Consider the following 13,797-nt stretch of genomic DNA (forward strand, 5'->3'; position numbering starts at 1 on the left):
TGCACAACACCTAAACTGAGGATGTGACTGCACCGATCTCCCCGTACCAGCCCCGACTCGACCAGATTGCGACCCGCCGCGGCGAGGTGACCCTGGAGGGGGCGCGCACCGCGTACTGGGAATATGGCGACCGGGACGCCGCGGTGACGATGGTGTTTGTGCACGGATTCCGCGGGGATCATCACGGGCTCGAGCCGATCGTTGCCCAGTTCCCCGACGCCCACATCATCGCCCCCGACCTGCCCGGGTTTGGTGAGTCCGCGGCATTTGTCAGCGGCCGTCACGATATCGAGGGCTACGTGCGCTGGCTGCGCGGTTTCATCGCCGCACTCAATCTGGACGCGCCGCCGGTGATCCTCGGCCACTCGTTCGGCTCAATTTTGGTGTCGGCCGCGGTGGCCGATGGGCAGCCGGTGTCCACCCTGATCCTGGTCAACCCGATCGCCGCCCCGGCCCTCTCGGGACCGCGCGGCATCCTCACCCGACTCGCGGTCTTCTACTATTGGGCCGGAAAGACGCTGCCCGAGGGGATGGGCTTTGCGCTGCTGCGCTCGCGAATCATCACCCGGGTCTCCAGCATCGCAATGGCGAAGACCAAGGATCCCGAGCGTCGGGCCTGGATCCACGATCAGCATGATCGCTACTTCAGCGCGTTTGCCGACCGGGCCAGCGTGATGGACGCGTTTGACACCTCGGTGCGCTACGACGTGAGCCAGTATGCCAACCGCATTCCCGTGCGCACCCTGCTGATCGCCGCCGAAAACGATGACATCACCTCGGTGCCCAAGCAGCGCGAGCTCGCCGAGAAGCTCGCGGATGCCCGCCTGGAGGTCATCCCCGAGGTGGGGCACCTGATCCACTATGAGACCCCCGAGCAGGCGGCTGCCCTCATCCGCGACGAACTGGGTCGATAAATCATGAAACGGTGCCCCCGCTCATCCCGATCAGGAGAAGCAGGGGCACCGCGCTCTTCAGGCCCGAACGTTATGCGTTGGGATTGAACGAGATACCGGCGGGCTTTGCCGCACCGAGGTGCCAGTTGAAGTTCTGGTCGTTAATCTTGATGGTTGCCGCGCCGAAGTTGGCGTTCATCAGACGGTTGCGGTAGTCCGACGGGTAGCCGTTCCAGCCCACCAGACGCGGGTAGAACCAGTTTCCGGTAACGTTTTCCACGCGGTCATCCGAGGCGTTGGCCAGACGGAAGTAGTGCGTGAAGCCGCCCTCCTTGTGGTAAACCACCTTGGCGTGGGTGCCATCGAATCGCACCTTGGAGGCGGGATCAACCTGCCAGCCGTTGTGAACCGAACGGGAGACATACTTCACCTGGTTGTTCTGTACCCAGACAACCACGTGCTCCCAGTCGTTTCGGTGCCCATTGGTGCCACCGGCGATTTCCCCGACTCCGTTGGACGCCTGGTCCTTTTCAAAGTAGCTGGCGTACATAATCGCGCACCAGCCGTTGTTGCACTTCTCCCGAGAGTAGGTGTTCGAGTTCTGCAGCTGCGGAGCGTCGTGGCAGTGGCCATTGACCGCACCGCCCAGGCCGAGTCCCGGGTTGATTTTTCCGCTGGCGCTGATCGCGGCGGTTGCGTAGCAGCCGTCGGTGTCGTAGTCATAGGCGGGTGAGAAGGTCTGTTCCAGGCCGTCCGCGTTCTGCGGAAGCGGCTGGAAAACCTCTGCCTGAGCGGTCAGCGGTGCGCCGATCGTCAGGGCCAATGCACAGGCTGCTCCCAGCAGCACGCCTGCGATCTTGTGAGCTCGGCGGGCTGAACGCGGAGCGGTGGTGGTGGCCGAAGCCGAGCCATCCAGGGTGATGGACATGTTTCTCCTTGAAGGTCGCGATGGGTGTCAGCTCGAGACTCATGCCGTCGCGACCCGCGACATTTCCCCCAGAGCCGGGGAAGACTCTTCGTCCCCCCGGGCCCAGTAAAGTGCACCCCCAAAATGCGGGTCAAGAAGTACAAAAGTGATTGTTATCTCGGGCGTGGCTATGTGCCCGCTGTGCCCAGCATTTGTATGGGCTATGAGATTTCTATGCGGCAAGTGTTAACCTGCCGGAAATATAACCGGCCGGTCAGGCGGGTGTTTTATGGCACCCGACCCACCGGCCGCAGGGGGAGAGAATGACTATCCGGCGAGGCGCTCGTCCAGCGCATGGAGGGCCGGTGCCACCGAGCCCTCGAGGACGAGGGTCGCGCGGGAGGCACCGCCGGTGGTGCCTCGGTTGATCGTGATGATCGGGGAGCCGTCGCGCCGCGCCTGATCCAGCAGGCGAATTCCGGTGTTTACGGTGAGCGAGGATCCCAGCACCAGTAGCGCGTCGGCACGGTGCACGATCGAGCGGGCGCGCGCAAAGCGGGCCGAGGGGACCGTCTCCCCGAAGAAGACCACGTCGGGCTTGAGTGGGCCGCCACAGACCGTGCACACGGGCACGGTGAAGCCGTCCAGCTCGGGCACCTCGGCATCGCCGTCGGGGTTTAGCCGGTCGGCATCCTCGGGACCCAGCTGGGCCAGCCACGGGTTTTCCCGGGCGATCTGCTCGGTGATCGCCTGCCGGGCAAAGCCCTGCTCACAGGCCAGGCACACCACCCGGTCCAGGCCACCGTGCAGCTCCACGAGTTTGCGGGTGCCCGCCTGTCGGTGGAGTCCGTCCACATTCTGGGTCGCGATGCCCAGCGCCCGGCCCGAGCGCTCCCAGTCGGCTAGCAGTCGGTGGGTCGGATTGGGTGCGGCCGCCTGCATCAGGCGTCCGCCCAGGAAAGCCCCGGCCCAGTAGCGGCGACGGCGCTCGGCCGAGGCGCGAAACTCGGGCCCGGTCATCGGCTTGCGCACGGGGGCACCGGGTCCGCGATAGTCGGGGATCCCGGAGTCGGTGGAGACGCCGGCCCCGGTCAGAATCGCCAGGCTGCGGCCCCGTAGAATATCCGCCGCGCGGTCGAGGTCTACCGAATCGGGAATGGGCACGTGACGCCTCCAGGGGCCGGGGATGGAATGATGGTCTAGCGGGGGACCAGATGATCCCCTCGTGGTGTTACATAACCACCGTAGTGAGTACAGGAGTATTTGGGTGCGCGTTATTCCCCTGGGTCCGGACGGACTCGATGAACTGGCCGATTATGCACGGCTCACGGACGTCGCCCTGCGCCGGGTGACCGAGCCCGAGGGTGGGCTCTACATCGCCGAGTCGAGCAAGGTCATCACGCGTGCCATCGCCGCCGGTCACGTGCCGCGTTCGGTCCTGCTGGCCGAGAAGTGGCTGGCCGAGATGGAACCCATCCTGGCCGACTTCCCCGAGGTTCCGGTTTACGTGGGGGATGCCGCCACGCTGGAAGCCCTCACTGGATTTCACATGCACCGGGGTGCGCTCGCCGCGATGCACCGGCCCGAACTGCCGGATATGGCCGAGCTGATTCGGGATGCCCGACGCATCGTGATCCTGGAGGACATCGTGGACCACACCAACGTGGGCGCGATCTTCCGTGCGGTGGCCGGTCTCGGTGCCGACGCCGTGCTGGTGTCGCCGCGCTGCGCCGACCCCCTCTATCGCCGCAGCGTCCGGGTGAGCATGGGCACGGTGCTGCAGGTGCCGTGGACCCGGATGCCCGAGTGGGACGACGCGCGCGAGATCCTCAGCGCCGCGGGATTCCATGTGGCAGCGCTGGCCCTCGATGAGCGCGCGGTGACCCTGGACGCGTTCTCGGCCGCGGCCCCCGAAAAGATCGCGCTGATGCTCGGCAGCGAGGGGGACGGACTCAGCCGTCAGGCCCTGCACCACGCCGACAGCACGGTGATTATCCCGATGCTGCACGGGGTGGATTCACTCAATGTTGCCGCGGCCAGCGCGGTCGCACTCTGGGAGCTGCGGATTCGCGAATAGTTTGCTGTGGCGCGCACGAAACGCTCAGGGGATGCCACATAAACTGTTTCGGTGACCCAATTCCCCCTCCGCCGAGACCGAAAATCCCGGGCTCGCAGCCGCGCCCTGCTCCGCGCACCCCTCGCGATTGCCATCGTTGTAGCGGTACTGGCCGCCTGCTACGGCGGCTATGCGATGCTTCGCCCGTTGCCCGCCTCGGCCGCGACCCCCGCGGCCACCCTAGCCACCCCCACGAGTGCGAAGGAGCCCATCGCCTGGCCCGCCAACGGCGTGGCCGCGGTCGGCGAGGTGGGATACGACGGCGTCCTGGCCAGTCACGGCTCGCAGGAGCGCACCTCGATCGCCAGCATGACCAAAACCATCACCGCCCTGGTGGTGCTGGAAAAGCTTCCGCTGGCCAAGGGGGAGTCGGGTCCGACCTATACGTTTACCGAAACCGATCAGAAGATCTACCAGGACACCGTGGCCGAGGGCGGATCCCGGGCTCCGGTAGTGGTGGGTGCCCAGGTAACCGAGCGTCAGCTGCTCGAGGGGCTGATGCTTCCCAGCGGTAACAACTACGCGATCACCCTGGCGAACTGGGCCTATGGCTCGATGGAGAACTTCCTCCCGGCCGCCCGCGCCTGGCTGGATAAGCACGGCCTGACCGATACGGTTCTGGCCGATGCCAGCGGCATTAACCCGGCCAGCCAGTCCTCCCCGCCGAACCTGGTGGAGATCGCCAAGCTGGTGCTGGCACACCCCGTACTCAGCACCGTGGTCTCCGAGAAGTCCGCCTCGATCCCCGCGCTGGGCGAGGCCGGAAACCTCAAGAACACCAACGATCTGCTGGGAACCGGCGGGGTGATCGGGATCAAGACCGGCACCACGATCGTGGCCGGAGCCTGCCTGATGTTTGCGGCCGAGCGAGAGGTCGCCGGCAAGAAGACCACGGTGGTGGGTGTGGTCATCGGCGCGGCGACCCATGAGGAACTCTTCGCCTCGGTGAGCAAGCTGCTCGATAGCACCTATGCGGCATTTGGCAAGGCCACCCTGATCAAAAAGGGTGACCCGGTGGGCTACATTCAGACCCCCTGGGGCAGCCACGCCAACGTGGTGGCCACGAAGGATGCGACCGCCGTGGTTTGGCGTGATTCCCCGATCACCCGTAAGGCCAGCATCGATCCGCTGGCCTCGGGCAAGCAGGGCGACCCGGCCGGAAAGATCACCGTGACCGAAAACGGCGTGTCCGCCGAGGTTCCGGTGGCTCTCGCGGATGACCTGGACGGGGCCTCGATCTGGTGGCGTCTGACCAACCCGATGTAGTCGGGTACAAACAACACCCCGGATTCCGTCATCGAGTGGCGGAATCCGGGGTGTTTTTTGTTGCGCGTCGGGCGGGAGTTTAGCGCTCGGGGAAGATGATCGGGGCGGCCTCGGGGCGCTTGGCGCTCACGTTATCACCCGAGCTCTGGTGGCGCAGGCGACGAATCACCCAGGGCACCAGGTGCTCGCGGGCCCAGGCCAGATCCTCGGAGCGGGCCTGCCGCCAGGAGGACTCGGGCATGGCCTCGGGACGCAGCGGCTGCAGGTCGTTGGGCACGTTCAGCGCGTCCAGCACCATCCGGGCCACGGTGTGGTGGCCGAGGGGGTTGAGGTGCAGGCGATCCGGGGCCCACATGCCGGGATCCTGAATCTCGGAGAGGGCCCACTGGTCGGCGACGATGCAGTCGTAGCGCTGGGCGACTGCACGCACGTTTTCGTTGTAGATCGCGACCTTGCCACGCAGGGCCCGCATGACCGGGGAGAAGCCGGTGTCCACCCCGGTGAACAGGACGATCGTCGCCCCGTCGCGGGAGAGGGTGCGCACGGCACCGTCGAGCTTCTCGGCGATCTCGTCGGGATCGGTTCCGGGGCGGATGACGTCGTTGCCGCCGGCGCACAGGGTGATCAGGTCCGGGTGCAGGCCGAGGGCGGGTTCGAGCTGATCGTTGATGATCTGACCGATCAGCTTTCCGCGCACGGCCAGGTTGGCGTAGGCAAAGTCCGGACAGTCGCGGGCGAGCACCTCGGCCACCCGGTCGGCCCAGCCGCGGTTGCCACCGGGGGATCCGGGCTCGGGATCGCCGATGCCCTCGGTGAAGGAGTCACCAATGGAGACCATTCGCCGCCACGGGTGAAGCTGTGATTCGGTCGCGGGTTCGGGGGTGGTCACGGGGTTCCTTCCGGTCGCTAACGAGGGTCGCCTCTAATGTACCCGGCTCGCCCGGGAAATTCCGGAGGCGGGCGCAAACTCGCTCCGGGCTCGGCAGTGTCGGAGGGTATCCGGTAGTGTCTAGTTCAGTGAGCGAAGAGTTGATGACACCGGATTCTGGTTCCGGTCCACGCATCGGAACCTCCGCCGCCGAACACCTCTCACCCTCCTTCCCGGAGCGTGCGGCGTGGGGTACGGTCAGCAAGTTGCGGGCCTGGCAGGCCGAGGCGATCGAGAAGTATTTTGAAACCGAGCCGCGCGATTTTCTCGCCGCGGCTACCCCGGGCGCGGGCAAAACCACCTTCGCCCTGCGTCTGGCGGCCGAGCTGTTGGCGCGGCGCACGGTCGAGCGGGTCACCGTGGTGGCCCCGACCGAGCACCTGAAAAAGCAGTGGGCCGATGCGGCCGCGCGCGCCGGTATCCGGCTCGACCCGAACTTCTCCAATGCCGAGCGTCGCTATGCCTCGCACTATCACGGGGCCGCGGTGACCTACGCGCAGGTGGCCGTACGGGCCTCCCTGCACCGCGAGATCACCGAGTCGCGCAAGACCCTGGTCATCCTGGACGAGGTCCATCACGGCGGCGACGCGCTGAGCTGGGGCGATGCGATCCGCGACGCCTTCGAGCCCGCGACCCGCAGACTCTCGCTCACCGGAACCCCGTTCCGCTCGGACACCGCCCCGATCCCCTTTGTGCTCTACGCCCCGGACAATAAGGGCATCCGCACCTCGGTCACCGACTATAACTACGGCTATGGCCGCGCGCTCCAAGACGGCGTCGTGCGCCCGGTGATGTTCATGGTGTACGCCGGGCACATGCGCTGGCGTACCAAGGCCGGCGACGAGATGGAAGCGCGCCTGGGCGAGGGCAATACCAAGGACATCACCTCCCAGGCCTGGCGCACCGCGCTGGATCCCAAGGGAGAGTGGGTGCCGCAGGTGCTCGACTCGGCTAATAAGCGACTGACCGAGGTTCGGCACGCGATCCCCGATGCCGGCGGGCTGGTGATCGCGACCGATCACTACACCGCGCGCGCCTATGCGGCACTGTTGAAGGAGATCACCGGCGAGGAGGTCACCGTGGTGCTCTCCGATGATGCCGGAGCCTCCGACCGGATCGATGAGTTCTCCCACGGCACCAGTCGCTGGATGGTGGCCGTACGGATGGTATCCGAGGGGGTGGACGTGCCCCGCCTCGCGGTGGGGGTCTACGCAACCTCCTCATCCACCCCGCTGTTTTTTGCCCAGGCGATTGGCCGCTTCGTGCGGGCTCGGCGTCGAGGCGAGACCGCCTCGGTGTTCCTGCCGAACGTGCCGCCGCTGATGAATCTGGCCGCCGCGCTGGAGCTCGAGCGCGACCACGCGCTGGATCGTCCCTCAAGCGACGAGGGCGACTTCTACAATCCCGAAGACGCGATGGTGGCCGCCGCCAATAAGGAGGATCGCGCCTCCGAGGAGCTCGGCCAGGAGCTGTTCTCGTTTGAGGCGATGGGGTCCTCGGCCAACTTTGATCGCGTGGTCTTTGACGGTCAGGAGTTCGGGGGCTACGCCGAACCCGGGACCGATGAGGAGCTCGATTTCATCGGGCTGCCGGGCATCCTCGAACCCGAGCAGGTTCACGAGCTGCTGACCCAGCGTCAGCAGCGTCAGCAGCGGCGTCAGGATGATCGCGAGGCCGCGGGAATCGCGCCGCCGGAGACCACTCCCGAGCCGCTGTATCGAACCCTCAAGGAGCAGCGCTCGCTGCTGAACTCGCTGGTGGGCCTCTACGCCAAGCAGAGCGGCCAGCCGCACGGACTGGTCCACGCCGAGCTGCGCCGCGTGTGTGGCGGCCCGGCGGTGCCGCAGGCCAGTGTGACCCAGCTGCAGTCGCGGATCCAGTATCTGCGGCGTCAGCTGGGGAGCCAGCGCTAATCAACTCCGACGTCCCGAAGGGAAGTCGGCGCTATGCAACTCCGGAGTCCCGCAGGGGAGTCGGACGCTAACCCTTCCCGGCATCCGCGATACCGGAAAGATGACGCGCAGGGTTGCCGCTATGCTCGATCTGTGCCGTCCACCGTCCCCTCACCCAGACCCTGGTGGCGTCGTGTCCTGACCAGCCCCGCGTTCTGGGCGCTGGTGAGTCTGTCTGCCGCGCTTCCCTGGGTGCTCACCGAGCGGGGGATGGGCCTGCCGCCGATGATACTCTCGCTCCTGGGCGGCTGGCTTCTCGGCATCGACCTCGTGAATCGAACCTTCCGGGCTCGTTCCGCCCGGGTTGGGCTCTGGATCCACGTGGCGCTCGCTGTGGCGTGTAGTGGGCTGATGATCTACCTGGTGGAGTCGGGGAGCGCCGGGCTCCGGATGCTACCCGAGCCCCTCCGTGCCCCGGCGATCATGGTGCAGTTTGCGCTCATTCCGGCCACCGGCTGGATGGTGCTGGGGGTACTCGGACGGATCACCACGGTCGCGCGACGCCCCGCCAGGAACCCGCGCACGGTACCCGAATGGGTGCAGGATAAGACCGGATTCAGCGTGGGCTTTCGCGCCGTGAGGATGCCGGTGGCCGCGCTGGTCTGGTGGGGTGTGGCGCTGGGCGTGATGGTCGCTACCGTCCTGTCGGTGCTGATCGTGACCGACGCCCTACCTCGCTGGGTCTCCACCTCGCCCATGGTGTTTCTGCTGCTCGCCGCGCTGATCGCCCTGCCCCCGTTTCTCGTTTTTCGTGGAGTCTGCGCGCTGCGCACGGTGCCTGCCTCGGTGCGATTCACCCGGGGTGCGCTGCTGATCGCCTGGGATGGGCAGGAGCGCAGTGTGCCCCTGCAGCGAATCACCCGTCTCGTCTGGTGCTCCGCCGGTGAATCGGCCCGGGTGGAGATTGCCTCCCCGGAGCTCAGCCTGTCGCTCCTGGTGAGTGTGGCCCGGCCCGGTGCCGGCGAGCTGGCTCAGCTGCCGCCGCTGCCGCGTCGCACCGAGGCGGCGCTCGTCGAGGCGGGCCTGATGCCCGTGATTCAGCGGAAATCCCGGCCCAGGCGCTCGCCGATTTCGGTATTCGAACGTGTGTTCGAATCGAATTCGAGCGCCGCTACTCCGACTCGATAGTCGGCTCGGTCCGCCGCTCCAGAAACGTGTAAACATCCGTTTCATCCACCCCGGGAAACACCCCGGTGGGCAGCGCATGGAGGAGCGTATCGGGAACCCGCGCCGCCGGGAACGTGCGGTGGGCCCAACGGGCGTGGAGAGCTTCCGGGGGTGTGCGACAGCATGCGGGATCCGGGCACCGCGAGGTAAAACGGTGGGAGGTCTCGCGCCCGCGGAACCAGCGGGTGTACTCAAACCGGGTGCCCACGCTCAGCGAGAAGCGTCCGCGTTCGGTCACCCGGATATGCGAGGTGCACCAAAACGTGCCGGCGGGTTTATCGGTGTACTGGGCGTAGGGGCTGACCTGATCATCCGCCAGGAACACCCGCCGCGCGCTCCACCAGCGGCACACGCTCTGCCCCTCGACCGCGCCCAGAACATCGCTGGGCAGAGCCGCCCCATCATTTTCATACGCCTTGACGAGTACCCCGGACTCATGGGTGCGGAGGAAGTGCACGGGAATCTGGGTGTGCCGGGTGATCAGGTTGGTGAAGCGGTGAGCGGCGGTTTCATACCCCACCCCGAAGGCATCGCGCAGATCCTCGACCGAGAGCTCACGCGCGGCCTTGGCCGCCAGCAGGCGGGGGACGGCATCGGCTTCGGGAATCAGCAGGGCCCCGGTCAGGTAGTTGGCCTCCACGCGCTGGCGCAAAAACTCGGCGTAGTCGCGCGGCGGGGTGTGGCCAAGGGCTCGGGAGGCGAGGGCCTGGAGGATGAGCGTACGCGGGTCGGTTGTGCTGGAACGCGTTATCGGGATGAAGATGCGTCCGTCCTCCAGATCTGTGATCGAGAGCGCCCCGGCGGGGATTTCCGCGTCGGTATGCAGACTAAACCCCAGGTGTCTGGCCAGCTCGCCGGTCAGGCGCTGGGAGAGTGGGCCGGAGTCGTGGTTGACGGAGGCGAGCAGCTCCCGGGCCACCAGTTCGATGTCGGGATAGTAGTTTCCGCGCGCCCGCATGTCCCCGCGCAGGGCGGCATTAGCCCGCCGCGCCTCCTCGGGGGTGGCCGCGCGCTCGGTGTGGAGTCGTTCCAACTCGCGGTGGAGACCGAGGATCGCGTCGATTGCAGCATCGCTCAGGGACGCCCGGACCGGCACCGCCGGGAGCCTCAGGTTCGCATACAGCGGCGAGCGCTGCACACGTTCCAGCCGGATCTCGCGTTCGGCCCGAGCCGAGGGTGAGTCCTCGCGCAGGAGTTCGGCGGTGGTGGTCTCCAGCGCGGCCGCGATGCGGTCCAGTTCGGCCATGCCCAGGTCGCGTCCACCGTGTTCGATCACGCTCACCCGCGAGGCGGCCCGGTCGATGCGTACTCCAAGCTCGCGGAGGGTGAGGCCGAGCGCGCGGCGGCGCTGGCGAATGCGGTGTCCTACGGTCAGTGCGTCGTACACGATGGTCCCCCGAACCCTTGGTGCCCCGAGTACACAGGGCGTTTCTGTCGTTTTCCAGAAATTTGACCGTATTTCTGCTGGGTATCCGGGATTGACCGGCCGACACCGAGCGCAAGCTGGGGACATATCCACCGGGTCGCACCGACGCGATCCAGAACAGGAGAACCTCATGACCAGCTATCCCGGCGATCAGCATCAGAGTGCCGCCGACCTTTCCGCCGACTGGGAGATCAACCCGCGCTGGGCGGGTATCCACCGCGACTACACCGCCGAGGACGTACTCGCCCTGCGTGGCAGCGTCCTCGAAGAACACACCCTGGCCGCCCGCGGTGCCCGCCGCCTGTGGGACCTGCTGCACTCCGAACGCTACGTGCCCGCGCTGGGGGCGCTCACCGGAAACCAGGCGGTGCAGCAGGTGCGCGGCGGGCTCAACGCGATCTACCTGTCGGGCTGGCAGGTGGCTGCCGATGCCAACTCCGCCGGGCAGACCTACCCGGACCAGAGCCTGTATCCGGCCGACTCGGTGCCCAAGGTTGTCCGGCGCATAAACAATGCCCTGGCTCGGGCCGATCAGGTGTCGGGCACCACCGACGGGGTGAGCGACTGGTTTGCCCCCATCGTGGCCGACGCCGAAGCGGGTTTCGGGGGCGTCCTCAACGCCTACGAGCTGATGAGCGCGATGATCGGTGCGGGGGCGGCCGGGGTGCATTGGGAGGATCAGTTGGCGAGTGAGAAGAAGTGTGGGCACATGGGTGGGAAGGTGCTGGTTCCCACCGGGCAGCATATTCGCACGCTCAACGCGGCACGGCTCGCGGCGGATGTGGCCGGGGTTCCCTCGATCATCATCGCCCGGACCGACGCCCTGGCCGCCAACCTGATCACCAGCGATGTGGATCCGCGCGATCGCCCCTTTGTATCCGGTGAGCGCACCTCCGAGGGGTTCTCGCCCACCACGCCGGGGATCGACGCGGTTCTCGCCCGCGGACACGCCTACGCCCCCTACGCCGACCTGCTGTGGGTGGAATCCGCCGAGCCCGACATCGAGCTGGCCAGGCGCTTCGCCGAGAGCATTCACGCGGCATTCCCCGGCAAGCTGCTCGCCTATAACTGCTCGCCGTCCTTCAACTGGAAGCGGCACCTGAGTGACGCCCAGATTGCCACCTTCCAGCACGACCTGGCCGATCTGGGCTACGCGTTCCAGTTCATCACCCTGGCCGGATTCCACGCGCTCAACCACTCGATGTTTGACCTGGCCCGCGGGTATCGGGACCGCCAGATGAGCGCCTATGTGGACCTTCAGGAGGCCGAGTTTGCTTCCGAGGCCCACGGATACAGCGCGACGCGGCATCAGCGTGAGGTGGGTACCGGCTACTTCGATCTGATTACCACCACACTCAATCCGGAGAGCCAGACGCTGGCGCTCGCCGGATCCACCGAGTCCGAACAGTTCCACTAGGGGGAGTCGTCATGTCCACATCCAACCGTATTCTGCTGCGCGGGGCGCGCTCGGCCGACACCGATCTGATCCTCACGCCCGAGGCGCTGAACTTCCTCGCCGACCTCCACGATCGTTTTGCGGGACCCCGGCATGCCCGGCTGTGGGCCAGGCAGGAATCTCGGGCGACCATTGATAACGGCCGCAACCTCAATTTCCTGCCCGAGACCGCGGCCATTCGGGCGGATCCCACCTGGCGGGTGGCCGGGCCGGGGCCGGGGCTCGAGGACCGTCGGGTGGAGATCACCGGACCGATCGATCCCAAACTCGCGATCAACGCGTTGAACTCCGGCGCAAAGGTGTGGCTTGCCGATCTGGAGGACGCCACGAGTCCCACCTGGGCGAATATCATCGGCGGGCAGGCGACCCTGTACCGTGCGATCCGTGGCACCCTCGACCACGTGGACCCGGCAACCGGTCGGCGCTACACGGTGGGGGATGACACTCCCACCATCGTGCTCCGCCCGCGGGGATGGCACCTGGTGGAGCGTCACCTGTCCCTGACGGATCCGGCGGGCATGCGGGTTCCCGCCGTCGGTGCCCTAGTGGATGCGGGCCTGTATCTCTTCCACAACGCCCACGCGCTGATTGCCGCCGGGCGCGGCCCCTACCTCTACCTACCCAAGATTGAAAACCACCTGGAGGCACGGCTCTGGAACGAGGTATTTGATTTTGCCGAGGAGGCGCTGAGACTCGAGGCCGGCAGGATCCGCGCCACGGTCCTGATCGAGACGATCGGTGCGGCCTTCGAGATGGAGGAGATCCTCTATGAGCTGCGCGAGCACTGCGCGGGGCTCAACGCCGGCCGCTGGGACTATATTTTCAGTCTCATCAAGACGCACCGGGAACGCGGGGTCCGCTTTGTCCTGCCGGATCGTGCCCTGGTCACGATGGATGTCCCCTTCCTGCGCGACTACTCCAACCTGTTGGTGGCGACCTGCCACCGCCGGGGTGCCTCGGCCATCGGCGGAATGAGCGCGTTTATCCCCAGCCGTCACAACCCGGTGGCAAACGAACGAGCATTCGCCGCGGTGCGGGCGGATAAGGCGCGCGAGGCGGCGGCCGGGTTTGACGGGACCTGGGTCGCGCATCCGGGCCTGGTCTCGATCGCCCGGGCCGAGTTCGACGCGGTGCTGGGAGCTAGGCCGGATCAGCGCTCCCGACTACGCCCCGATGTGAGCGTGAGCGCGAGCGACCTGCTGAACCTGGATGGGCTCACCGGCGAGGTCACCGAGGCCGGGGTGCGTGGCAACATTCGTGCGGCCGTGCACTACCTGGAATCCTGGCTTCGTGGACGCGGTGCGGTGGCGATCGACAACCTGATGGAGGATGCGGCGACCGCCGAGATTGCCCGGGCGCAGCTGTGGCAGTGGGTGCGCTATCGGGTTCGCACGAGTTCGGGGGAGACCATCAGTCCCGCGCTGATTCGTGCGGGGATTGCGGCCGAGGTCGGCGCAGGGTCGGCGCTTCCGGGGAATCGATTCGCCGAGGCGGCCGCGCTGATCGAGGAGAGCGTGCTGGGGGAGGAGTTTCCGACCTTTATCACCCTCTCCGCCTATCGTCAGTATCTGGTGGAGGAGGTCCCGCTGGCGGCCATCGAGGCGTAGCGTCCGTGGAGGAATGGCCACGTCACATTCCTGGCGTGGCCATTCAGCATAATGCCCGTGGATTACAAGGCATGTTTAG

The 13,797-nt window shown here is 66.6% G+C and carries 11 protein-coding genes; 7 read left to right on the forward strand and 4 right to left on the reverse strand.

The annotated features are described in order from the left end of the window. Positions 1-23 precede the first annotated feature (23 nt). A complete protein-coding gene (locus IE92_RS0103060; RefSeq protein ID WP_030143409.1) occupies positions 24-914 on the forward strand; it encodes an alpha/beta fold hydrolase in 891 nt (296 codons plus the stop codon). A 70-nt stretch (positions 915-984) separates the two neighbouring features. On the opposite strand, the gene IE92_RS0103065 is transcribed toward IE92_RS0103060, so the two are convergent. Continuing rightward, positions 985-1,821, reverse strand: coding sequence for an NPP1 family protein (locus IE92_RS0103065; RefSeq protein ID WP_081863825.1), 837 nt, complete (start codon positions 1,819-1,821; stop codon positions 985-987). Positions 1,822-2,127: 306 nt separating this feature from the next. Next, positions 2,128-2,964, reverse strand: coding sequence for a Sir2 family NAD-dependent protein deacetylase (locus tag IE92_RS0103070; protein ID WP_030143411.1), 837 nt, complete (start codon positions 2,962-2,964; stop codon positions 2,128-2,130). A 103-nt stretch (positions 2,965-3,067) separates the two neighbouring features. Between IE92_RS0103070 and IE92_RS0103075 the strand changes: the two genes are divergently transcribed. Further along, entirely contained in the window at positions 3,068-3,877 is an 810-nt protein-coding gene (locus tag IE92_RS0103075; protein WP_051701524.1) for a TrmH family RNA methyltransferase, read from the forward strand. 51 nt (positions 3,878-3,928) lie between these two features. After that, positions 3,929-5,182, forward strand: a complete 1,254-nt coding sequence (locus IE92_RS0103080) for a D-alanyl-D-alanine carboxypeptidase family protein (RefSeq protein WP_081863826.1) — start codon at positions 3,929-3,931, stop codon at positions 5,180-5,182. Between the two features lie 79 nt (positions 5,183-5,261). Here IE92_RS0103080 and IE92_RS0103085 read toward each other — a convergent pair whose 3' ends face one another. After that, positions 5,262-6,020 carry an SGNH/GDSL hydrolase family protein gene (locus tag IE92_RS0103085; protein ID WP_030143414.1) on the reverse strand — a complete coding sequence of 253 codons (759 nt, stop codon included), beginning with the start codon at positions 6,018-6,020 and terminating at the stop codon, positions 5,262-5,264. A gap of 194 nt (positions 6,021-6,214) precedes the next feature. Between IE92_RS0103085 and IE92_RS0103090 the strand changes: the two genes are divergently transcribed. Further along, positions 6,215-8,023, forward strand: a complete 1,809-nt coding sequence (locus tag IE92_RS0103090) for a DEAD/DEAH box helicase (RefSeq protein ID WP_030143415.1) — start codon at positions 6,215-6,217, stop codon at positions 8,021-8,023. A 132-nt stretch (positions 8,024-8,155) separates the two neighbouring features. After that, entirely contained in the window at positions 8,156-9,190 is a 1,035-nt protein-coding gene (locus IE92_RS0103095; protein ID WP_030143916.1) for a hypothetical protein, read from the forward strand. On the opposite strand, the gene IE92_RS0103100 is transcribed toward IE92_RS0103095, so the two are convergent. Further along, positions 9,174-10,616: a helix-turn-helix transcriptional regulator gene (locus tag IE92_RS0103100; RefSeq protein ID WP_245601205.1), complete on the reverse strand. Its 1,443-nt coding sequence runs from the start codon at positions 10,614-10,616 to the stop codon at positions 9,174-9,176. The two genes, IE92_RS0103095 and IE92_RS0103100, sit on opposite strands and share 17 nt — an antisense overlap. A 169-nt stretch (positions 10,617-10,785) precedes the next feature. Here IE92_RS0103100 and aceA point away from each other — a divergent pair, with 169 nt between their 5' ends. Together aceA and aceB are read left to right on the forward strand one after the other, a co-directional pair. Further along, entirely contained in the window at positions 10,786-12,072 is a 1,287-nt protein-coding gene (aceA, locus tag IE92_RS0103105) for an isocitrate lyase (protein WP_030143418.1), read from the forward strand. Between the two features lie 11 nt (positions 12,073-12,083). Next, positions 12,084-13,718: a malate synthase A gene (aceB, locus tag IE92_RS0103110; protein ID WP_030143419.1), complete on the forward strand. Its 1,635-nt coding sequence runs from the start codon at positions 12,084-12,086 to the stop codon at positions 13,716-13,718. The last annotated feature ends 79 nt before the right edge of the window (positions 13,719-13,797 follow it).

This window comes from Mycetocola saprophilus (assembly GCF_000718085.1).
Lineage (GTDB): Bacteria > Actinomycetota > Actinomycetes > Actinomycetales > Microbacteriaceae > Mycetocola > Mycetocola saprophilus.

Excerpts from the sequence above, each read along its gene's own strand:
- IE92_RS0103065 (WP_081863825.1), bottom strand. The coding sequence starts at position 1,821 with ATGTCCATCACCCTGGATGGCTCGGCTTCGGCCACCACCACCGCTCCG.
- IE92_RS0103085 (WP_030143414.1), bottom strand. The coding sequence starts at position 6,020 with ATGGTCTCCATTGGTGACTCCTTCACCGAGGGCATCGGCGATCCCGAG.
- IE92_RS0103090 (WP_030143415.1), top strand. The coding sequence starts at position 6,215 with ATGACACCGGATTCTGGTTCCGGTCCACGCATCGGAACCTCCGCCGCC.
- aceA (WP_030143418.1), top strand. The coding sequence starts at position 10,786 with ATGACCAGCTATCCCGGCGATCAGCATCAGAGTGCCGCCGACCTTTCC.
- aceB (WP_030143419.1), top strand. The coding sequence starts at position 12,084 with ATGTCCACATCCAACCGTATTCTGCTGCGCGGGGCGCGCTCGGCCGAC.